General features: G+C 43.7%; 22 protein-coding genes, 3 tRNA genes and 2 pseudogenes. 9 read left to right on the forward strand and 18 right to left on the reverse strand.

Annotated features, from left to right (window positions below):
- Positions 1–117: 117 nt before the first annotated feature.
- Both EHQ17_RS18420 and EHQ17_RS20450 read left to right on the forward strand, forming a co-directional pair.
- Positions 118–2,785: pseudogene (locus tag EHQ17_RS18420) on the forward strand (SpoIIE family protein phosphatase); the annotation flags it as partial.
- 68 nt (positions 2,786–2,853) lie between these two features.
- Positions 2,854–3,321, forward strand: a pseudogene (locus EHQ17_RS20450) (tetratricopeptide repeat protein); the annotation flags it as partial.
- A 214-nt stretch (positions 3,322–3,535) separates the two neighbouring features.
- Here the strand turns inward: EHQ17_RS20450 and EHQ17_RS18425 are convergent.
- The 3 genes from EHQ17_RS18425 to EHQ17_RS18435 form a co-directional block, all read right to left on the reverse strand.
- The gene (locus EHQ17_RS18425) at positions 3,536–4,006 is read right to left on the reverse strand and encodes a DUF2147 domain-containing protein (protein WP_135593646.1); all 471 of its coding nucleotides are present in this window, start codon (positions 4,004–4,006) and stop codon (positions 3,536–3,538) included.
- 77 nt (positions 4,007–4,083) lie between these two features.
- Positions 4,084–4,605, reverse strand: a complete 522-nt coding sequence (gene dcd, locus EHQ17_RS18430) for a dCTP deaminase (RefSeq protein WP_135593644.1) — start codon at positions 4,603–4,605, stop codon at positions 4,084–4,086.
- The gene (locus EHQ17_RS18435) at positions 4,606–5,388 is read right to left on the reverse strand and encodes an enoyl-CoA hydratase/isomerase family protein (RefSeq protein WP_135593936.1); all 783 of its coding nucleotides are present in this window, start codon (positions 5,386–5,388) and stop codon (positions 4,606–4,608) included.
- A gap of 100 nt (positions 5,389–5,488) precedes the next feature.
- Here EHQ17_RS18435 and EHQ17_RS18440 point away from each other — a divergent pair, with 100 nt between their 5' ends.
- Both EHQ17_RS18440 and EHQ17_RS18445 read left to right on the forward strand, forming a co-directional pair.
- Positions 5,489–6,214: an LIC10067 family putative lipoprotein gene (locus tag EHQ17_RS18440; RefSeq protein ID WP_135593642.1), complete on the forward strand. Its 726-nt coding sequence runs from the start codon at positions 5,489–5,491 to the stop codon at positions 6,212–6,214.
- Between the two features lie 83 nt (positions 6,215–6,297).
- Complete coding sequence (locus tag EHQ17_RS18445) at positions 6,298–6,507, forward strand: hypothetical protein (RefSeq protein WP_100748076.1); 210 nt, start codon at positions 6,298–6,300, stop codon at positions 6,505–6,507.
- Positions 6,508–6,593: 86 nt separating this feature from the next.
- Here EHQ17_RS18445 and EHQ17_RS18450 read toward each other — a convergent pair whose 3' ends face one another.
- The 3 genes from EHQ17_RS18450 to EHQ17_RS18460 all read right to left on the reverse strand — a co-directional run bounded on the left by EHQ17_RS18450 (position 6,594) and on the right by EHQ17_RS18460 (position 9,801).
- Positions 6,594–6,962: a VOC family protein gene (locus EHQ17_RS18450; RefSeq protein ID WP_135593640.1), complete on the reverse strand. Its 369-nt coding sequence runs from the start codon at positions 6,960–6,962 to the stop codon at positions 6,594–6,596.
- Between the two features lie 116 nt (positions 6,963–7,078).
- Entirely contained in the window at positions 7,079–8,164 is a 1,086-nt protein-coding gene (locus tag EHQ17_RS18455) for a hypothetical protein (protein WP_135593638.1), read from the reverse strand.
- The gene (locus tag EHQ17_RS18460; RefSeq protein WP_135593636.1) at positions 8,161–9,801 is read right to left on the reverse strand and encodes an NAD(P)-binding protein; all 1,641 of its coding nucleotides are present in this window, start codon (positions 9,799–9,801) and stop codon (positions 8,161–8,163) included. Before EHQ17_RS18460 ends, EHQ17_RS18455 begins: the two co-directional genes overlap by 4 nt.
- 89 nt (positions 9,802–9,890) lie before the next feature.
- Between EHQ17_RS18460 and EHQ17_RS18465 the strand changes: the two genes are divergently transcribed.
- A complete protein-coding gene (locus EHQ17_RS18465) occupies positions 9,891–10,631 on the forward strand; it encodes an HAD family hydrolase (protein WP_135593634.1) in 741 nt (246 codons plus the stop codon).
- Here the strand turns inward: EHQ17_RS18465 and EHQ17_RS18470 are convergent.
- Complete coding sequence (locus EHQ17_RS18470; protein ID WP_135593632.1) at positions 10,620–11,471, reverse strand: class I SAM-dependent methyltransferase; 852 nt, start codon at positions 11,469–11,471, stop codon at positions 10,620–10,622. The two genes, EHQ17_RS18465 and EHQ17_RS18470, sit on opposite strands and share 12 nt — an antisense overlap.
- Before the next feature lie 150 nt (positions 11,472–11,621).
- Here EHQ17_RS18470 and dapF point away from each other — a divergent pair, with 150 nt between their 5' ends.
- Positions 11,622–12,467, forward strand: coding sequence for a diaminopimelate epimerase (dapF, locus tag EHQ17_RS18475; protein WP_135593630.1), 846 nt, complete (start codon positions 11,622–11,624; stop codon positions 12,465–12,467).
- A 192-nt stretch (positions 12,468–12,659) separates the two neighbouring features.
- Here the strand turns inward: dapF and EHQ17_RS18480 are convergent, their stop codons facing one another.
- Both EHQ17_RS18480 and EHQ17_RS18485 read right to left on the reverse strand, forming a co-directional pair.
- Positions 12,660–13,364, reverse strand: coding sequence for a lysophospholipid acyltransferase family protein (locus EHQ17_RS18480; protein WP_135593628.1), 705 nt, complete (start codon positions 13,362–13,364; stop codon positions 12,660–12,662).
- Between the two features lie 42 nt (positions 13,365–13,406).
- A complete protein-coding gene (locus EHQ17_RS18485; protein ID WP_135593626.1) occupies positions 13,407–13,697 on the reverse strand; it encodes a hypothetical protein in 291 nt (96 codons plus the stop codon).
- A gap of 623 nt (positions 13,698–14,320) precedes the next feature.
- On the opposite strand from EHQ17_RS18485, the gene EHQ17_RS18490 reads away from it, so the two are divergent.
- Entirely contained in the window at positions 14,321–14,668 is a 348-nt protein-coding gene (locus tag EHQ17_RS18490; protein WP_135593624.1) for a slr1659 superfamily regulator, read from the forward strand.
- 14 nt (positions 14,669–14,682) lie between these two features.
- Here the strand turns inward: EHQ17_RS18490 and EHQ17_RS18495 are convergent, their stop codons facing one another.
- From EHQ17_RS18495 to EHQ17_RS18530, 7 genes are all read right to left on the reverse strand, one after another.
- Positions 14,683–15,264, reverse strand: coding sequence for a slr1658 superfamily regulator (locus EHQ17_RS18495; RefSeq protein WP_135593621.1), 582 nt, complete (start codon positions 15,262–15,264; stop codon positions 14,683–14,685).
- 106 nt (positions 15,265–15,370) lie between these two features.
- The gene (locus EHQ17_RS18500) at positions 15,371–15,874 is read right to left on the reverse strand and encodes a WbuC family cupin fold metalloprotein (protein ID WP_210412899.1); all 504 of its coding nucleotides are present in this window, start codon (positions 15,872–15,874) and stop codon (positions 15,371–15,373) included.
- A 523-nt stretch (positions 15,875–16,397) separates the two neighbouring features.
- Positions 16,398–16,474 (reverse strand) — tRNA-Arg (locus EHQ17_RS18510).
- Between the two features lie 8 nt (positions 16,475–16,482).
- Positions 16,483–16,893, reverse strand: coding sequence for a hypothetical protein (locus EHQ17_RS18515; protein ID WP_135593613.1), 411 nt, complete (start codon positions 16,891–16,893; stop codon positions 16,483–16,485).
- Complete coding sequence (locus EHQ17_RS18520; protein WP_135593611.1) at positions 16,847–17,293, reverse strand: magnetosome magnetite crystal formation protein family; 447 nt, start codon at positions 17,291–17,293, stop codon at positions 16,847–16,849. Before EHQ17_RS18520 ends, EHQ17_RS18515 begins: the two co-directional genes overlap by 47 nt.
- Before the next feature lie 43 nt (positions 17,294–17,336).
- Positions 17,337–17,423 (reverse strand) — tRNA-Ser (locus EHQ17_RS18525).
- Between the two features lie 9 nt (positions 17,424–17,432).
- Positions 17,433–17,516: transfer RNA gene (locus EHQ17_RS18530), tRNA-Ser, on the reverse strand.
- A gap of 102 nt (positions 17,517–17,618) precedes the next feature.
- Between EHQ17_RS18530 and EHQ17_RS18535 the strand changes: the two genes are divergently transcribed.
- A complete protein-coding gene (locus EHQ17_RS18535; protein ID WP_135593609.1) occupies positions 17,619–18,902 on the forward strand; it encodes a class I SAM-dependent RNA methyltransferase in 1,284 nt (427 codons plus the stop codon).
- 202 nt (positions 18,903–19,104) lie between these two features.
- Positions 19,105–19,680 carry a hypothetical protein gene (locus tag EHQ17_RS18540; protein WP_246057618.1) on the forward strand — a complete coding sequence of 192 codons (576 nt, stop codon included), beginning with the start codon at positions 19,105–19,107 and terminating at the stop codon, positions 19,678–19,680.
- Between the two features lie 114 nt (positions 19,681–19,794).
- Here the strand turns inward: EHQ17_RS18540 and EHQ17_RS18545 are convergent, their stop codons facing one another.
- Together EHQ17_RS18545 and EHQ17_RS18550 are read right to left on the reverse strand one after the other, a co-directional pair.
- A complete protein-coding gene (locus EHQ17_RS18545; protein WP_135593605.1) occupies positions 19,795–20,568 on the reverse strand; it encodes an AraC family transcriptional regulator in 774 nt (257 codons plus the stop codon).
- 41 nt (positions 20,569–20,609) lie between these two features.
- Positions 20,610–21,200: a hemerythrin domain-containing protein gene (locus EHQ17_RS18550; RefSeq protein ID WP_135593603.1), complete on the reverse strand. Its 591-nt coding sequence runs from the start codon at positions 21,198–21,200 to the stop codon at positions 20,610–20,612.
- Positions 21,201–21,377: the final 177 nt, after the last annotated feature.

Below are 21,377 nucleotides of genomic sequence, written 5' to 3' on the forward strand. Positions count from 1 at the left end.
ATTTTATCATTGAAACCTAAAATCGTTGTCTATAGAGTTACGTCTGCTTGCTAAAAATCGGATCCGTCCGTTAGGAATTGAGATTCGGTATTTTAAAGAAAGGTAATTCAAAGATTTATGGGCGCCAACCAATCCATTTGGAACGATATTCTTCTCAATTATTATTCATTCGGAAGTTTACTTTCTTTTTTGACTTCGATGTTGATTTCCGGCGTTTTCCTTTTTATCGACAAAAAGGTAACGAGCACGAAACACCTTGCGTTAGGTACGTTTTTGCTCGGTATATTCCAATTTGGTTATGTATTTGCCGCCGTCTTGTATCATCCGTTCGCCGCGTATCATCGTTGGATTACCGCGGGTTTAATTCTTCCCGCGATTTTGCACATTGGCCAGTTTGTCGCCCGTTATCCGGAAAACGATTCTCCGCGTTTTAACGCTGCAACTACGATCGTCCTGTGGATCGTCGCTGTTTGTTCGGATATTTATTTTTTCTACTCCACTTGGAGCGCTCCCGTTAAATATCATTTCACCGCTCATTATTGGGATTTTAACGCGGAGAACGTAAGTAGAACCGTCGCCATCATCATATTCACGTACGTGTTCATCAATTTCGTCGCCATTCCGATTTGGAGGATGGTCGTTCTTCCGAAACGCGGACGTTGGATCATCTTCGGATTTATGATGTCGTTCCTGGTCGGAGGAACGATTCCCGTGATCGCCAACCTACTGAGTCGGGACGGATACATCGAACGTTCGATGTATCTCACTTCGATCGTGTTGTTATTCATGGTTGCCTTTTTCATCATTCTCATCCTCTATCTGAATTTTTCTGTAGAGAAAACTTCCTTCATGCTCAAGATCGTGGGTATCACGTTCGTGACCGTTCTTATCATCATGCAAGCGCTTGTCTTTATCTCCAATCAGGATAAAGAATCCGAATTCGATACTCTCAGTAAAATCCATCTCGAACGGGTTTTGGAAGGAGGAGAAGTCGAAGACGGAATTTCATATATCGTCCGATGGGACGGAAAAAAGGATACGCTCGATCGCACGAAGTTCGATTCTAAAATTCATCCAGACGAAAAACAATTGGAAATCGATTTTAAAAATACGATGCTTTATGAGAAGATTTTCAATCTTCCCGAAGAAGGATTTAGAAACGCGGTCCTCGATCTCGTGGAACATTCGCACGAGAATTTCGGGGGTTATCGTTATTCGATCGTGAATTTTCTAAAGGAAAATCCGGATTTGGAAGGGCAGCTATTAAAGTCCGCTTTAAATAAGGAGCTTTCCCGTTTGGGTCTGTATGTTTTCGTCGCTTCGAATAAGTTGGATAATATTTTTCCAGAGGATTTTTGCACCAAGGGAAGGAGTTACTTAGACGGAGCTAAAGAAGTGAAACTGTTTCGGATTTCTTTGGAGTATCGTTGGAATTTCTGTAAATGGGACGGGAAAACTGTGAGCCCAGAGGTATTAAAAGAAGAGGTTCTGAATTATTTTCGACCGTTTACTCCTTCCTATACCAGATATTATCGGAAGAGAGATGTCGATCATCACAACAATCATTATATAGGATTTATCAAATACGATCCTCAATACGAGTCGGTCAGCGAGGTAGGATTTTCGTACCGAGCTTATCGCGAATTTATGCATCCGACCGCGTTAAAACAAATCGTAGTTCTCGGCGTCGTGATCATAGTCATCATTCTGCTTTTTCCGCTTTTTTTTCGTGGAAGTCTCGTTTCACCTTTGAACGATTTGTTGAGCGGGGTGGAAAAGGTAAACGACGGAAGTCTGGAAGTCAGGGTTCCGATCCGAGTCAAAGACGAGATCGGGTTCCTGGCGGATTCGTTTAACAATATGGTTTCTTCGATACGCGACGCGAGAAAAGAACTTCAGGATTACGCGGAACATTTGGCTATGAAGGTCCGGCAGCGGACTGAGGAACTTTCCGAACGTATCGAAGAGTTTCAAAGATTAAAAATCCAACAAGACGGGGATTATTTCCTTACTTCCCTTCTCGCGAAACCGCTCAACTATAACGCGAGTAAATCGACGAAGATATCGACGGAGTTTTTGCTTCGTCAAAAGAAACAATTCGAGTTTAAGGGAAAACGGGCCGACTTAGGAGGAGATATCTGCGTCACCGGCAATTTACGACTGGGAACTCCCGCCTCTTATAAACGTTACGTCTTTGCGATGAACGGGGACGCTATGGGAAAATCCATGCAGGGGGCGGGCGGATCGCTCGTAATGGGAGTCGTCATCAATTCCATTTTGGCCCGCTCCGCGGCGGACAATAAGATTCTTGATACGACTCCGGAACAATGGCTTACCGAAACTTACGAGGAAGTGAACGCGGTCTTTAAATCGTTTAACGGTAGTATGGTGATTTCGGGGACGTTCTTTCTCATAGAAGAGGAAACCGGTAAAACGTTTTACTTCAACGCGGAACACCCCTTTACGGTTCTTTATCGCGACGGTAGGGCTACGTTTTTGGATTCTTCCTTAATGTTGCGTAAAATCGGATTGGAATCGGAATACGCGTTTCAGGTTTTTACCACTACTTTGCGACCCGACGACGTTCTGATCATAGGTTCGGACGGTAAAGACGATTTGGACCTTACTCCGGATCAGGAAACTAGATCGATCAACGAGGATGAAACATTGTTCCTAAGATGTGTGGAAGCAGCAAAAGGAAACCTGGAACAGATCGAGCAGTTGATCTATAAAAGCGGAGAAATTACGGACGACCTTTCCTTATTGAGGATCGAATATGGAGTTCCCGCTTCCGAAACGAACGGAAAACATTCCGACGCGGATAAAAGTCTGAACGATTCCTTTCACGACGATTCTTCCGATTGGAATATAGCTTATTCCCACGCGCGTCAATTGTATAAAGACGGAAATATCAAAGAAGCGATCGACGAACTTCAGGATTTATATTCTAAAGCTCCCGAAGATTCGAAAGTGATAAAACTATTGGGCCTTTTGAGTTTTAAAGATAAGGATTACATCAAGGCGGTGGAAATATTAGGTAAGTATTTAGAACTGGACCCAGATCTGAATGAATACTGGTACTACCTTTCCGTAGCGAACAAAAAGTTGGGAAGAATATCCGAAGCCGTTTCTGCTTCCGAAAAAGTTGCGCGAGAACAGCCCGATCACGCGAACAATCTAGTCAATCTTTCCGATTTGTACCGTCTTCAAGAGGAATATTCCAAGGCGAAAGAGTTCGCGGATAAGGCTTTGGATTTGGATCCTCAGAATGAAAACGCGAAAAAGATCCTGAAGAAGATCGAAAATAAAATCGGAACTTAGAATCGTAAGTCCGCTTTCTTCCGTTTTGTTGCCGAGCGTTTGACCGTAAAATTTATCTCGGTATTTTGCTCAAGAAGAGAAAGTCTTTCGGTAAAAAGTATCAAGTACGAGCGAGGTGGGATAAAAAAAGAATCTCTCCGAGAAATCGAAGAGATTCTTTTCTAAAAATACTATCGGATCTCACAAGGTTTCAAAAACGTGAAACCGTTGTTTTTTATTTTACGCGAGTCCAAGTAGATTCTTTTCCGATCATCATGAATCCTACTTTGTAGCCGCCTTTCAGATCGAGCGTGTCCGCGTTTCTCAACGTTAGTCTTCCATCGTAGGTTTTTCCGCCTTTCGGATCGTAAACTCTTCCTCCGGACCATACTTGTTCGCCTTCATAGATGAAGTTGGTCAAAAAAACCATACCCATGGTCTGGCGAGTACGTAAACTTTCGTCTTTGTTATGAATGTCCAATTTCGGGGTTCCGGGGGTTCCTTCCGTACTTCCCGCGGGATAGGTCGGCTCTTTTAGCCAAATAATTTTACCGCAAATTTTTGCACCGCATTTGTATAGTTCCACTTGGGCATCTTTTTCTTTGTTCCACCATTTTCCGAGAATTGCATCTTCTTCGCCGGCAAACGCAGGCGCTGCAAGAAACGCAAACGCGAGAAAAATTGCGATCGTTCTAAATCTGGTCATTCCGTTCTCCAAAATCATATTGTGAGGTCAAAATTTAGGAGTGATTGCGGATAAAGTCAACAAAAAAGAAAGGATTTCTACTTCTCGAAGTCTTTGTATAACATCGAAGGTTGGATTCCTTGGTTGGCTTGGTATTTGCCGGAGGAATATTCCGTTATTTGTCCTTCAACGGTGTGATAAAAAATCTGACAAACTTCCACTCCGGGATAAATTACGAGAGGTTGAATGACCGAAATTTCCAGAGTCCAAAATCCTTTAAAGCCTACGTCGCCGAATCCGGCCGTCACGTGAACGAGCATTCCCAAACGTCCGATCGAAGAACGTCCTTCCAACATAGGAACCAAGTTATGCGTTTCCGTATATTCTAATGTTCGTCCTAAATACAAAACTCCCGGCTTTAAAAGAAGACCCGATTCCGGGATGATTAACTTTTCCGCAGGATTTGGTTTTTTCATGTCCAGAGGAAGTTCGGTATAAACTAAAAGTTCTTCGTGAAGTCTGAGGTTGTAGGAATTCGGATTGAGTTGTTTTTCCGTATAAGGTGTGATAACGATTTCTTTTCCGATCCGCTTTTGAATTTCTTTTCCCGTGAGAATCATCTATTTTCCTTTAAAAATCGGTTTTCGTTTTTCTTGAAACGCCTTTAACGCTTCCAACCGATCTTCCGTCTTCAAGGTTTCGTTATAGTATTTACTTTCCGTCTTGAGAGCCGTATTTATATCCTGACCATAACCTTCCTCGATTGCTTTCTTTGCAAGCTGAAGAGCGATCGGTGCGGCGTGTGTCGCTATTTCCTCCGCTAGCATTTTGGCGGCAGGCAAAGATGAGTCGTGCCAGATCGAATTCGCAAGTCCGATTTGAAGAGCCGTCGTCGCGTCCACGGTTTTTCCGGTAAAGATCATCTCTTTGGCTTTGGAGATTCCGATCCTACGAGGAAGTCTTTGTGTGCCCCCTCCACCGGGAATAATTCCCAAGCGAGTTTCGGTGAGGCCGACTCGAATATCGTTTTTCATCAGAATAAAATCGCAACAAAGAGCTAATTCCAACCCACCGCCGAATGCGTCTCCGTCCAAGGCTGCGAGAGTCGGTAGCGGAAAATTTTCCAGTTCCAAAAAGCAGTTTTTCAGATCCTCTAAAAATCGTTTTACGTCCGGAGGAGCCATGGTCACCCTTTCTTTGAGATCGGCGCCCGCACAAAAAGAAGGACCGATTCCTCCCAGCACTAAGGCTCTTACCGAAGAGTCGTTTTTGGCTTGGACGATCGACTGGTACAAGGCCGCGAGAAGTTCCTTGCTGATTGCGTTTCTTTTTTCGGGTCGATTGAGTAGGATGACCGCCACGTCCTGTTCTTTCGTATAAATTACTGTGGAAGGTTCGCTCATTTTCAGCACCATTTTTCAGGTAGAATAATTCTTGCCGAAACCTTTTTACTCCGATAAACTAGGTGCCCGTCGTAAATTTTGCGACCTTACGTTACCATTTATGCTACATAAATCGACAGTTTTGCTCTTGGTTCTTTCCCTTTTCTTACTTTTGGGTTGCAGTGAAAAAAAATCCGACAACGAATTGCTCGGCGATTTGGGTTTGGGAAGTCCGGTGATTACTTCCATCGATCCACCGGCCGGTTCACCTCCGCAATCCAACGGAGTTTCTTACACCGGAACTCAAATTACGATCAAAGGTAGGAATTTTGCACCGAGCCCTGTCGATTCTATCGTACTGTTCAACGACCTCGCCGGAACCGTTTTGTCTGCGACCACAGAAGAAATCATCACCACGGTTCCTATCGGAGCGAAAGCGGGATTTTTGACCGTTTCCAAAGCGGGCGGGGTTTGTGATACCGTTTATGGAACCGACGGTATCAATTGTTCCGCGAGACGATTTTACGTGGACTGTTATAAAGCCTATGCGAATACTCATGGAGACGAAATCGCGGTGAATTATCCCGACTCGCAGACGATCAAATTTACGGAAGATTTTTCTACCAAGGCGTTCCGCTCCAATTTGCGGGAAGTCGGTGGAACGATTTTGACCTTCGAATGTGATAATCTGATTGCGGTTACGTATTTTTCCACAAGTTGTACGACGGCGGAAATGGGAACTACGGCCGCGCCCGTTTATAACCCCAGCATCAATCTCGTGGACAACTACGCGGTTCAATATTTCGTAACTTCCGCAAAGGGAAATTGTAAGATCAGCTTTCAGTAATCTTCTCGAGGAAGAGAGAATTTCCGCAGAAAAATGTTTGGATTTTTGTAAAGATCTGGTAGAGTTCGATTAGGAGTCGCGTCATGAAGGTAGTTTCCTCAGTTCAACTCGGGCTTCCGGAAAAGGGAGTCAAAGATACAAGGAAAATCCCCAAGGAAGAAGGGATGATCCACACCGAGCCGTATGAAAATAAGTTAGCGAACGTGAGCGATAAAAGGGCTTTCTCGGTGGAGGCCGGTCAAAACGGGGATTTCTACAAAGTCAAAGGCACTTTCATCGACAAGGTAAGCTGAATCGGGAAAAAGATTCGGCGCTTTGGAGAATAAAAAAGCCTCTCAGGGAGAGGCTTTTTTGTTGTACTCGACGTTTGAGATTTCGATCAATCTTTATAACTGATTTCCAAAACGTTTCCGGAAGGGTCGAGGAAGTGGAGAAATTCTCCGGTATTATTCGTTTCCGGGCCTCGAACGATGGAGATTTTGTTTTCTTCCAATTCGGCGATCGCTTCCGTAAAATCATCCACATCGAGAACGAAACTGAGAACCGGAATTTTACTTTCTCCGAGAGAGTTTTTAAAACCGGAAATTTTTTGAAGACGGATGTTAATGGAATCCAATCCCATCACGACGTATTCTCCGGATTTTTCCTCCACGGTTTCGAAATCGAATATATCAGAATAAAACTTCGCAGAGGATTCCGGGTTCTCCGCAGGTATTAAGAAATAGTCGATTCCTTCTACGATAATCATGGATCAGTTCCTGTTTAACTTTTTCGTCATTATGGAAGGAAAACCTGGATTGTCTATTTAAAAAAGGAAGTCAGGTCTGAATGTGTTCGAATTTCAAAAAAACCTCTGAAAATCCGTCAGTCTTCGGAGATTCGAAAGAAATTCCGAAGTTTAGGATTCGGAGTTCCGACCTTCCAAAGAAACGCATCGAGAATATAATGGGTAAACTGGGGCAGAAAGAGCGCGGAAACTAATAACGAAGCGGCGAAGTCCGGAATTTCAACCGTATAAAAACTCGAGTTTCTAAAAATCGTAGCATGGTCTTTCCAAATAAAACTATCCCAGATCCATTCTTCCCCATAAGCGAATAAAAACAGAATTCCTAAAAAACAAAACAGGAGAAAAACGTTCGATCGTATGTCCGAAAATTTTCCCCGAATTTCGGAACGATTTCGTAAAGTGTAATAAAACAATAAAAAAATATACGGAACTCCGTGATTGACAACGTTCGTGACGGTGAACGAAAAGTCGGAATTATAATACACGATGCCGAAAAACCAAACCGCCCACGTGTTGAGCACGAGTAGAATTTTTCCCAACGGTAAAATTCCGAAACGAAAGAAAAAATACGAATGTATGAAAAGATATACGACGAGCCAAACGTGTTCGAACCAGAGAAGAGATTGTGCGAACGCGGGAATCGGATAAGTCAAAAAGTCCCCGTTCATAAACCAGGAAAATTCGCGCTTCTGGTCGGTAAAATGCCAATATAAAATCGGTATTCCACCCATTAGATAAATCGTATATCGATCCAATCGAAACGGAATTTTATCGTCAGGGAATTTCTTTCGATACAACGCCATAAATCCGAACTGTTGCCGTATGAAATGAAATACGGCGATATAAGCCATGATTCGCCAAAACCATAACGATCCGAACGAATAGAGCACGGTCGAAGATAAAAAACAGAATATCGGAACGGTGATGAGCAGACTTTTTTTACGTTTCCATTCCTCTTCGTTGAAATACGAACGGAACAAAGTGGAATAAACGTGCGCGACGTCGATGAGAAGTACGGTGAAGAACCAAGTCCACGGGGAAATTTCAGTAGGCAACAATCCCATTCCGTTCAGGACGAAAAGTAAAAAGACGGTGCAAATTCCCGGAAGAATGAGGAACGTAAGATCGAGTCGAGGATGGAAGATCCAAACGTTGTGATTCATATTTTTTTTTCGCCGAGAATTTTCAATGCGGCTTCATGTCCGCGTAACAACGATTCTTCGAAGATGGAAATTCCGCTCAAATCGGAGTGGGCGAAATGAAGGTGAGGATAGGACAAAGCGAGTTTACGTCTTTGTTCCCCCCAGATAAAACCGGGAACCGGCCGTATCATCGCGTGTGCGTAAACCGCGACGTCGATACGACTTACCCTTTTTTCGATATCCGGATGCGGTTTTTTTAAATCGGAAAGGATCGAATCCTTCCACTCGGACCAACTCGTTTTCATCATCCTTTTCCGGGTGGAAACCGTATCCTTTTGTCCGAAGGCGTGGTAGTAAGTCAAAACGGATCGTTCCCTTCCCGCCCTTAGATCCTGATGTGTGGATACGATATAACCTAAAGACGGACTTTGATAAACGACATTGTCCCAACAAGGGGGAATTCCTTTTCCGGCGGGAACGCGATCCACGGTTAGGTTGGCGACCATCCAAGGGGAATAGGTCAGACCGTCGGTGAGTCCGGAGGTTTCTCCGAGAACGTATTTTCTCGTAAACGACGGAAGAGCGTATACGATGGAATCACAGAAAATCGAGCGTTGTTTTTTCGTTTCAACGGAATATGTTCGAACTTCGAAACGGCCCCGTTTCGTTCCCGACGATAGAACCCTCTCCACGAGAGTCCGGGTTTGAATCCGATTTTCTAACCCGTCCTTCAATCGGTTTACCAAAAATCCGTTTCCTTCGGGCCAAGTCAAAAGCGTAAGGTCTTCGCCGTTTTCGTCAACGGGTCTTGAACAGAAATAATGAAGGCCGATCCATGCGGAAACCGTATCCATCGATCCCCCGAAATCGTCTCGGACGGAGTAGTCCAAAAACCAAAAAAGTTCCCTCGAAGAAAATCCTTGTTCTTTGATATATTCAAAAAAATGAATGCGATCTAGTTTTAGAATTTCAGGATCCCGCGAAGATAAGTCGATCGGGATGGTGAAGGCCTTTTTTCCGTCTTTCCCCCGTTTGTTTCTCCAATAACGGATCAATTCCTTGAACTTTCTTTCTTCGATGCCCGCGGCTGAATCGGTTCCTCCTCCCGGAAATAAACCTTCGTTCCATTTTCCCTGATAAAAAATTCTTTCTTCGGGATCGAAACAAAGATATCGTTCGTCGAACACCGGATTGCCTCGTTTGTCCTTTCCGACGATCACTCGATTTTCTTCCAGAAATTTGCGGACCAACACGGATTCTTCGCTGGGTTGAGGAAGATAATGCGCTCCCCAAGGATACGAGCCTACTTCGTTTTTTCCGGACTTCGAATTTCCACCCGATTCCGATTCGAGTTCTAAAATTTTGAAATTCGAAAATCCGAAACGTCGTAGATAATAACCGGTGCTTAGTCCTGAAACTCCGGCTCCTAAAATGAGAACGTCGATGGTTTCGGAATTCTCCGAGCCGGAAGCTAAGTAGGAATCTCGGTTCTTGTTCGAACGAATTCTATGTCCGATTTCCGGATCAGGGCCTATGATTTTTCCGGAGATGAAATTTCTGAACTTTACAAACCAAAGTCCTCCGATTGCGGATAGACAAACCGCGATGATCGTAAGGAAAGATTTTCTCGTGATCTGTTTCGGGTTTTGTTTTTCCATCTAGGAAAGGATGAATCGAATTCGAATTCGTGCAAGGAAAAAGAAAGAAAAGAATTGCGTCGCCGATCGGAAAGAATCTTCTTCACGGAATGGCTCTTTTTTTAGACTTGGACAATACGTTCGTGGATTCGGTTTCGATTTACAAAACGACGATCCGTTTTATGTGCCGAAACGCGAAGAGCTACGGGTTTTCATCTTCGATCGAATTTTCGGAGTTATATGAAATCGCACGTAGGGAAGTCAAAGAGGATTTATATGATTCTCCTTCCAATCGTCTTCGTCTGATCTATTTTAAAAAGATGTTCGTTTCCAAGTTCGGAAAAGTCGAGCCGGAACGCATCTTAAAGTTGGAGTCCGATTATTTTTCCCTTTTTCAAAACGGCATCAAGGATCTGAAGATGAAGTACGCTTCCGAATACGCGGAAACGTTCGCGCTTTTGAAATCGATCTCGAAAAAACAGAAACTTATATTCTGCACGAACGAAAATTTACGCACGCAACTTTTGAAATCGAAAATTCTTTTTCCGAAGTCGATCGAATATCTGATTTTAAGTTCGGAAGAAGTGGGAAAGGAAAAACCATCCGAACTTTTTTTTACGAGAGCGAAGGAACTCGTCTCACCTGAGTCGATTTCCGCTATGATAGGAGATTCCTTAAAAGACGACGTAGGGGGAGCTTTGCTAAACGGAATTCCCGCAATTCACGTTCGTTCGATTTTTTCCGCCAGACCGCGTACGGAAAAAAAAAGGATACAGGTTTCCAACGACGTCGAAGACGTAACTTATACGGAAACGAACGATATCAGAAACGCTCTAAAATTATTTCTTTAAAACGGCGAATAACGTGTTGTTTAGGTTCACGGTTTTAAAACTCAAAAGCCAGATCGCCTTGGTTGCGTAGTAATAACTTTTCTTAAATAGTGTTCCCAATTTTCCGCCGCCGCTTCCCGATACGGATGCGATAGGTTTAAGGATCGTAAATCTGCAACTTTTAAATCCTGTTTGTTTGGCGAGCATCCCCATCGTTTTTTCCGTATAATCGTTGATATGATCTTTTGCTTCTAGGTAGTGTCCGTCCGGTTTCATACCTTTCAGAAGAACCTTTAAATTCGCCTTAAAAAGTTGGATAGGAAAGTTAGGCGTTTGTAGAAATAGGATTCCTCCGGGTTTTAAAAGAGAATGCAAATATTCTAATAAACTATGAGGTTTCGGAATATGCTCGATCACGTCCCAGAGGGTGATGATGTCCAAGGATTCCTTCGGGATTCCGGATTTTTGAACGATACCCGGAAACACGTTTTTGAGTCCGTTTTGTTGTTTGGCGAATCGTACTGCCTTTTCCGAAATTTCGTATCCGATCGCTTCCCAACCCGGCTTCCGCTGGCCGATTCGTTTTACGAAAAAGCCGAGTCCGCAGCCGACGTCCAAAATTCTTCCCGAAGACGCGGTTAAAAATTTTCGGATAAAGTCCTCGTAAATTTCCCTGTGTGCGAGGTCCCACCAGCCGAGGTCGTACGAGGATTCGTCGTCCCAATAACCTTCGTAGTGTTCTTCCTGTTCGTACGTGGAAAAAACGTGACCGCAATTCGAACAACGGACGATGTCGATTCCATTTTCCACGAAGACGACGGAATTTTGATCGCTTGTACAGAGGTAACAGGTTCGGTTCAAATAAATCTCCTCGGACGAAAGGTCGAATTTCAATGTCTCCCGGCGAACCCGGAAAAGCCAGAAAAAAGTAAGATCGTTTTTCTCGTTTTTGAATTCCCTCGACGTCGGTCTAAAAAAAGATAGAATCATCTCATCTACGAGGGAGTTTCCGTGGCCGCAGTTAAGTTTACGAAAATGGAAGGAATCGGCAACGATTACGTTTATATCGACGCCACCAAAACGGACGTGCGTCTGAACGCCGAACAAATTCAAAAGTTGTCGGATCGCAATTTCGGAATCGGAGGCGACGGAGTGATTTTTATCCGTAATTCCGACAAAGGCGATTTTATGATGGATATGTACAATTCGGACGGAAGTTCCTCCGAAATGTGCGGAAACGGCATTCGTTGTGTGGCGAAATACATTTACGATCACGGTCTTACGAATTCGAAAAATCCCAAAATCGAAACAGGGGCCGGAGTACTTGCAGTGGATCTTAGCGTCGATTCCGGCAATAAGGTGAATTTGGTCAGCGTTGATATGGGAAAACCGATTTTGATTCCCTCCAAAATTCCGATTCTTTGGAAAAACGAGGAAACCGTCCTCGAACAACCTCTGGAAATTGCCGGAAAAAATCTGAAATTTACAGCGGTGAGCATGGGGAATCCGCACTGCGTGATCTTTGTAGAAGACGGAGATCGTTTTCCGGTGCGGGAAATCGGACCTTTGATCGAAACACATTCCTTATTTCCTCGTAGGATCAACGTCGAATTCGTTACCGTACGGGGAAAAGATCATTTGTATCAAAGAACCTGGGAGCGTGGCGCAGGCGAAACTCTCGCGTGCGGAACCGGAGCTTGTGCGGTTATGGTCGCCGGTAATTTGACCGGTCGATCCGGAAAAGACGTTCGGATCGATTTGCGCGGAGGAACGTTACGAATCCAATGGCAGGAATCGGGTCACGTTCTGATGACCGGCCCCGCCCGAGAAATTTTTTCCGGAGAAGTTGAAATTTAAAATATTAGAAAAATTGAATTTTGCGATCGAAGCCGAACTTCTCGAAAGTTCCTTCGAGCGGCTTTTCCGGGGCGATGAATGTTTCTCGTAAATTTCCGATTCCGGTTCGTTCGCTACGAAACGATTCGCACAAAAGCAGTATTTTTCGGAGCGTAAACCGAAATTTGGTCGGGTCGGAACTCCGGTTTTCTATTAAGCGACGTCGGTTTTCTGAAGCGTTTCCATACGAAGACGGACTTCGTTGGAGAGTTTGATCAGATTGTCTTCGAGTTTTCCTTCGAGATACGGACGATGATCGATCTTGGGTCCGTAAAGAACCTTCACTTTTTTGTAAATCGCCCTTCGTTTGATGTCGCAGACTTCTTTGGGCATTCCCATAAAAGAACGAACCAGAGAGGGAATCGGAATATCGGAATAACTTTCTTCTGCGGGGACGATTACGGAAGGAAGGATATCCACTTTGTTACGGATGGAAAACGCAGCAAAACCGTCGTGAAACTTAACCATCGGACCGGAAAAATCGTTTTTGACCATATAGTCGTGACCTTCCGGAAATATCCCGAGAACACCTTGGTTTTTAAAAACCTGCTGCACCATTTTGATGCTCGCCATCGAAATTTTTCCGTCGATCGCCATCGGAATTCCTCCGGCCAGTTTTGCCAGGTCCTTGAAGATGGGGATTCGAAACGTATAATCCGCTGCGATCCAAGAAATATAACGAGGGAACGTATAAGAAAGAATAAACGGATCCATATCGGATCTGTGGTTACTTACAAGAATCAATTTTCCTTCGGGAACGATATGTTCCGTTCCGTACGCATTGATATTGACGGCGAAACCTAAAAAAGGTGCGACAAACTGCTTCAATCTTAGATATGTCTGAGCTTCCTTTTCCATCGATTTTTTTCTCCCCTCACTGGAATAACGAGGGGAGTTATTTTATTCCCCCGTAAAAATAGACCACCATTTCTTTTTTTCTTCCGGAGAATTCGGATTTCTCGTATCGGAAGCGGATTCTTGGGAATACGTTCTCTCTCTTCCCAGATCTTGAGGCCGCAACGGCTCTCTTCTTTTTTTCACGTTCGTCGGAATGGAGCGTTTCAGTTCTTCCAATTCCTTTTGTGCCGAAGCGCTGGACTTGATATAGTTCCGTATATCAGTCCATTCGGGATCTTGTTCGTTCCCGTAGACTGCATAATTCATAAGGTCGATCGAATCAAACTCGGGCATAGAAGCATCTTTCCAGGAGTGTTTATAGAAGCGGGGCAAATTCCCGCGATCTCATATAGTCTTCTCAAGGGAAGGAATGTGGCAACAGTTTTCACATTGGAATTCCCAAAAAATGCGATCGCGGTTTTTTTCGGAACCTTCTCGTCGTTTTTTCCGTTCTCCCGCGTTACGGGCTTATTCTTTATCATAGATCGATCCTCATATAAAAAGAGAAGAATTTAAGAAAGGTCCTATTTTTTTTCCCGGCTTTCTGAAGATCGGGGTCTGCGAATCCGAAAGTACTATCAATGGGGAAAAAAGAGATCGGTTTTGAGAAACGACATAATTTAAAAATAAAGGAAGCGGATGTTCGGGAACGGGAGAATCGAAACGAAACCGGAAAAATCCTTCCTTTTCCCCGGGCAAGGCTCTGGAATTCGGAAAAAATCAGAAAACTCTGCGAGAAATTATTTTTCTCGTAACGCGTTTTTCGAGAGGAGAATTTTCGGATCCTGCGGAATCGATCCGAGTCGTTCGGTCTGTGCGCGGTTTTCGAAGGAAAACCGGGAAATACCTTTTTCATTTTCGGTGAATTAGGGTATGATCGTTTCGTTATATAAATCAGTTTCAGGCAAACAGGCAGAATGGAAATTTCAAAAGAAGATTATTCCGTCGAGATGGAAAAAAATCGGGGAAGAATCAACGTTTCAGGGACGTTGCGTCTACTGAACGTCGAAGAATACGAGCCGATCATTACGTTGATCGAAACCGCTCTGGAAAATTCCGGGCGTGGAAAAGCCGTCATCGATATTAGAAATTTAGATCATTTAAACAGCGCCGGAATCGCAAGTTTTTCGCGTTTTGTCGCCGGTTATGATAAGAAGAATTTCGGTAATGTGGAATTCAAAGGGAATAAGGATCGTTACTGGCAGATTAAGTTCTTGGATAATCTGAAAAAGTTGCGACCGGAGATTAAAACGACTTTGGAATAAGTCATTCCCACTTTTTAAGGATTTTGGATTTTTAGCTTAGCGCGTTCCGCTTCCCGCAGATCCAAATACGCTCGAACCGTAATTTCGTATCTTAGGTTTTCCGTTTTATCGATCAGAAAACCCAATCGCACGGGATAATCTTTCGATAACAACAATAAACCGATTCCGGAATTTTGCCCTGTTTCTTCGTGGTGTTTGAGTTTATCGATATAAATTTGATCCGAGTTCCTATCGGTCAAACGTTTGATGGATTCTTCCAATTTCTTTTTGGAAGTTTCGTCCGCCTCATTCTTAATTTCGATTTTTAACATTTCGGAATAGTATTTTATTTCCAAAAGGATTTCTCCCTTTCTGTCCTTGGAAAATTTAGCCGCGTTTTCGATGAGTTCGTTTAACACGATGGAGATGGTGTACGCGGAATCCGGATCCAGTTTCTCCTGAATCGAACAATAATCGGAAATATAATCGGCGGTGAGGGAACAACGTTTCCAATGAACCCGTAAATCCATCGGTCTCAATTTGAGATTGAATTCGCTTTCGGACGGAAGGGAATCGGGAATTAAATTGTAATGACCGTATTTCACAGGATAAGACATGACGCACTTCGATGAAATGAATTGACGAACCGGATCACGGAGATTGCAACTAGGATCTTCGGATAGAAAAGTAAAAAAAGAAATCGGTATAAAAAATCGATTCGGTTTAGAAAAGTTTTCGGAGCGATTCGAGATATTGTATTCGACTTGGATCGGATTCGGATGGGGCCCATTCGGCAAAGTCCTTGTCGGTGGTCGGATCGTACGGACCGGATTTTCCTTCAAAACAAATCGCGTGTTGAGAAAGGCAAACCAAAGTATGATACACTCCGGGTGCGACGTCGATTCCGTAAACCGGACCTTCCGCGTCGAGACGATATGTTTCGGATACGTGGCCCTGTTCGTCAAACAGTACGAAACCTAAAGTTCCCTTTAAAACTAGGAATGTTTCCGGTTTCGGCGGGGTTTTGTGTCTGTGAGCTTGGACGTACGTGTTTTCGGTTAGTACGTTGAGAAATCTTTGATAAACTTCCGAAAGCTCGTGAAAGTTGTGGTTGGAACGTCCTCGAGGGGAGGTCTTTGCCTGGCGTAGGACCTCCTCGAACAGAGAATCGGTGATCAGTTGTTTATGCGGTTTGGAGGAGTTCGAGTCTGGATTCACAGTACTCAATTAGGTAGGATTTGCAGGCGGTGCAAGTATTTCCCGCATTGACGCGCTCTATAATTTCCCGATAGTCAATGCCCTCGGTTTTGGCGGTTTCTACGATCGTTTCAAAGGCTACTTGTGCGCAGTGACATTTATCCATCTTCGTTCTAACTCTCCGCTTTGTCGTCTTTTACAGAGTAAATGAGACTCAGTCTTAATGTCAATACGTACTGCACGATTTTTTATTATTTTGTATGATTTTTCGTGTGGGAACTCTCACCCAACTTTTTTGAAAGGCGGATACTTTTTCCCGCCCGATTCTTTGGAATCATTTACGAGTCGATCTTTGGATTTCCGAAGCGTTCTACAAAAACCGGACGATAAACTTGATTTCGGGAAATTTATGGTCGGAACTCCGAATCATTCCTCAGTAAAGCTCGGATTCTCAGAAATCCAAACGCTGAAAACAGAAGTGCTTTTCTTTCCAAGAGCTCGCCGTCTTGGATCGAGTTTTTAGTTTTAGGGAACGTTGAGGAAACAAAAAAAGTGGCGCGCCCAGAAGGAGTCGAACCTCCGACCTTCTGATCCGTAGTCAGACGCTCTATCCAGCTGAGCTATGGGCGCGTATCGATTTAATGGATATAAGATTCCAAACGAGAAAGATGTTCCTCAGGAATCCTAAGTGCAATCTTTTTTCCGGTTGTGTAATTGTATAGCAGTAATCCGGAGATTCCCAGATAAATCAAAATCCCGGATAAATGAACCAAGTGGCCGAGCCACGGACCGGCCACCGGAATCCAGGAAACGAATACGCTTCCCATAAGAAATGTAAGAAAATAAAGAAAGTTGAGAAAGGAAAGACCGGAATGTTTTCGAACCGTCCGATTATCCCAAAAGAACGTAAATCCGATCAACCAAGTTCCGAAAAGGGGAAGGGAAACCAAATAAACCAGAAACTTTTCGGATTTGAAAAAACGTTCCGCGGTTTCCGGTGCGTTACGGAGAACCGGTTCGTATTTTTTTAAAAACTCTTTGAATTTCATTCTCCATCTCCGGAAAAAAAGGCAACGTGTATTCTTTCTCCTGATACGCTTTCCAGGCTCCCAAAAGGGAATAACCTAAAAACGCGATCCAGGAAATATAACTGAGAAAATCGGTTACGATCGGATTCACCTTTATCAGAGATAAAACCCAACTCACGACCGGAAATTCCCGCAAAAACCAAACGACCGAATAGATCGCGATAAAACCGGCGTTCAGTTTCATCGCTTGCAGAATATGGAACGAAGCGAACTTCTGCGTTCTCCGGAAAAACCAAAGAAAGATCCATCCAAAAAAAGGAATATAAGAAAGGGCCGCGACCTGGCCTGGGAATTCTTCACTTCGTAAAATTCTCAGGGTTTCCTGTAAAAATTCCTGGGTTTTGAACCGCTCAGAGGACATGGGATGAGAATTCCAAATGTAGGATAGAATGAAAACAAAAATCCGGAGACGCAGGGATTCGAACCCTGGGTACAGTTACCCGTACGACAGTTTAGCAAACTGCTCCTTTCGGCCACTCAGGCACGTCTCCAAAGGTTGTCGGAGAAGGTAGGATTCGAACCCACGGTGGGATTACCACGACGGTTTTCAAGACCGCTGCTTTAGACCACTCAGCCACTTCTCCTGACGGAATTACTTTACCGTGGGAAAACCCCCCCGTGTCAAGGTGAATTGTTCTTTGCGCTCCCGGTTCGACGTATTTCCTGGGAGCCGGCCTCAAAAAGAAATGAATCGACGTTCTGCGGGACATAAAAACCGATTTCGAAAACGGAAAACCGAGTTTTCTTCGGAGAAGATTTCTCTTTCCCCACGCGCTTGGGTTAATCTCGGTTACTCGATCGCTAACACGGAGGAATCTACCTTTTTTCTTAAGAATGCGATTCCCGGAGAAGAAGTCGAAGCGATCGTTTCGAAAAAAAAGGGTACGTTGTATTGGGGAATCGCGTCGGAATTCCTTCAAACTTCCCCGAAGAGAATTACATCCGATTGCGCCGCTTACCCTAGATGCGGCGGTTGTTCGTATCGTCATATCGATTACGAAACGGAACTCGAGGTAAAACGGTTTCTTTTACAGGAAACCCTGGAACGTTCTTTTTCGAAAAAAGGGATTTCGATTCCGCCTATCGAAATCCTGTGTGCGGATCCGATCGGTTACAGAAACACGGCGCAGATTCGGTTAGGTTTTTCGGGTTCGAAACGTATCGCAGGGTTTTACGAAGAATTTTCCCATTCGATCGTTGCGCTTCCGCCTAACGGATGTTTGAATCTTCCGAAGGAAATGAACGACACCATCCTAAAACGTTCGAGCCGGGAGAAAAACAGATCTTCGTCGGTTTCCAAATCGGAGACGTTGTCGTATCGTATGGAAGGAAAACGGGTGGTCCAATATCGCAACGAATCCGTAAAATTCAAGGAAACGATCCGTGTTCCGGATCCTGTCGAGATCGAATGGGAGATTCCGGCGGGAGGTTTTTCGCAAGTAAATCGTTTTTTGATTCCGCTTTGGTTGGAAAAAATATACGACTTGGTCTCGCATTCGCAAAATAGAATATTAGAGTTTTATTGTGGATCTGGATTGATTTCGATCGCCCTCGCATCCAAATGCGAGGTTTGGAGCGGTTACGAACTTTCCCCGGAGTCTGTGGAACAGGCGGGGAAAAACGCGCGTTTAAATCGAAGTTCGGTTTCGACGTTCCATAGGTTTTCCGTTTTGGATCTCGAAACGGAATCCGTGTCCGATTCGGAGGATTTAAATTCTCGGTTTTGGATCTTAAATCCGCCGCGCTCCGGTTTGTCCGGGAAAGTATTGGATACGATCGCAAAAAATCTACCGGATTCGTTTTTGTATTCCAGTTGCAATCATACCACCTTAGCCAGGGACCTTGCCTTTCTTTTGGAAACCGGCTACGAATTATCAGATCTCGTTCTGGTGGATTTTTTTCCCAGAACCAAACACTTTGAAGTGATCGCAAAAGCCGTAAAACCGGATTATACTTCGTCTTCCGTTTAACGGTTTTAGATTCGTAAACGGCACATTCAGGACCGGATATTCGAAATTCTGCGTTTTTATCTTCGAAAGTTGCTTGTAGCCTTCCCGATTTCGATCCCTTCATAAAGTTCGTAAACACGCTCGAAAATTTATTGATAAACGTACGCATAGGAACAATATCACCGATAACTAATAAACAAATCTTTTAGGAGATATTATGCGTATGAATCCATTTCTTCGATCCGCGTTCGTCGCGGCCATCGTCGCTCTGCTCGGCTTTGGAACTACAGGTTCGTTGTCCGCCGACAGCGTTTGTCAGGGACTTTCTTCTTCCTCTTGCAACGCAAACGACGATTGTACTTGGGTCAGCGGTTATACGAGACAGGACGGAGTTTCCGTCGATGCTTATTGCAGGGCGAAACCCGGAAAGGCAGGAGACGGGGAACGGAAAACATCCAAAAAAAGTAAAGATGACGGCGACGATGATTCCAATGTAAAAGAGAAAAAATCCAAGAAAAAAAAGGATAAAGACGAGGACGCGGACGACGACAAAAAATCGAAACGTAAAAAGAAAAGTAAGGAACAAGACGAATCGGATAAAGATGACGATTCCAAAAAATCCAAAAAGAAAAAGAAAGATAAAGAAGAGGATTCAGACGAAGTAAAGAAATCCAAGAAAAAAGAAAAGAACGAAGACGATAAGGAAGATAAGAAAAAATCCAAAAGGAAAAAAGACAAAGAAGAGGACGATAAGTCCGAGAAAAAATCCAAAAAGAAGAAGAAAAAAGATAAGGACTGAGGTTCCGATCGTTTCTAAGATTTATCTCGAAAAGCCGGGGTCTTTCTCCGGCTTTTCCTATTTAAGGTTACCTAAAAAAAGACAACGCAGAAAACATTTTATTTTTCTAACTTATCAAGATTCTTCCGTCTCGACGTTTATGTTTGAGCGGAACCAATATTTTGGACTTTTTCCGGTCCGTTTTTTGAATTCACGGATGAAATGAGCCTGATCGTAATACCCTGCGCGATGTGCAAGATCGGTCAAGTTGGACGATTTAACTTTAAGATCGACGGCCTTACGGAATCTCACGAGACAGGCGTATTCCTTCGGAGAAAGTCCTAATACAAGTTTATAATCTTTTTCTAATTTACTTAAGCTGATTCCCAAGTCCGAAGCCATAGAGGAAATCGAAGTTTCTCCGTTTTGTAAGCGGATCCGTTTTATAGATTCGCGAAGATATTTTGGCTCTTCTTTGAAAGTCCGTAACTCGGATCTGAATCGATTCCACGCCCAGCCCGGTTTTTTTCCTTCCAGGAATTCCAGAATACAATCTTCACGCAGATTATGAACCTCGCTTATAGGAAAAATATCCTCCAACGAAAGGCTTTGATCCACGATTTCGGACATTGGAATCTTAATATGACTCGCGAGTAAAAACGGAGGAATACGAATCAGAAACGAAGTCGTATCCTTTTCCGATCGGAAGGTTTTTGATCGAGTCATAATTCCGGTGATTCCGGTGGAATCCAAGGTTTGAAAAGAATTTTCCCGGTATACGTTGATTCTGCCTCGCACTTGAACTCCGAGCACGCAGTATTCTTCAGGAACAACGGAATATTCGGAACTTTCCTTTTGGGAGATCCAGTCGTGTAGAATCGGTTCGAAATCCATAATCAACTCGGTCAATTATATTCTTTTTCCGAGGGAAAATCAATGTTTTCCCGGTTTTAGGACAATAATTTGCGCGTCATAATTTCGAATTTTTCCCTTTCTTCCGATGGGAGTGTCGGTAAAACATAACGAATCCATAATATTAAATCCTGCTTGGAGAGGGCGTTCATAATTTCTTTTCGATGATCCTCGAGTTGTGAATCGCTGAATTCTTTCCAAAGATAGGGTTGTGTCTTCGTTTCCTCTTCTTCCATGTGGATTAAATAAGCGGTCTGAAATCGTATTAGGGAATTGTAAAATTCATTCTTAAATTCCTTTCTTAATAAAAGGTCGGAGTTGCCTATGGCGATCAATTTTTTCCTGATTCCCGAGATTTGATTGTCCAAGCTGGCGTGTGTTTGAAGATCCTTTTCGGAATAAGCCGGATCGATGTCGGAAAGGTGTCTCAGGCTTACGTTTTCCTCGTCGCGAGCGTGAATTTCGAGAAGCCTAAATATCTCGAAACAAAGATCGGTCAATCGATCCCATTCGTTTTGATTTTGAAAGTCGGTCTTTCCCGTTTCCAGAATCCAGATTGATAGAGCGTTTCTGATGCCACGATGTGGAAAGTCGTAAACCTGCATTCTCGGATTTGATGTCGTATTCATAAGAAGAACATAACATTTTTTCGAAACGAAAAATTGTATAAATTCGGAATTTCGCTATAAAAAATCGAAATTCCAATGAGCGCGACGGAGTAAACGACGCGTTATGTTTCTTAATTGCCCGCGATTCTGTTTCGCTTTCGTATCCGTAAATCGACTCCGTTCCTATGCTAGAATCGA

Origin of the sequence: Leptospira gomenensis (genome assembly GCF_004770155.1) — a bacterium.
GTDB classification, from domain to species: Bacteria; Spirochaetota; Leptospiria; order Leptospirales; family Leptospiraceae; genus Leptospira; species Leptospira gomenensis.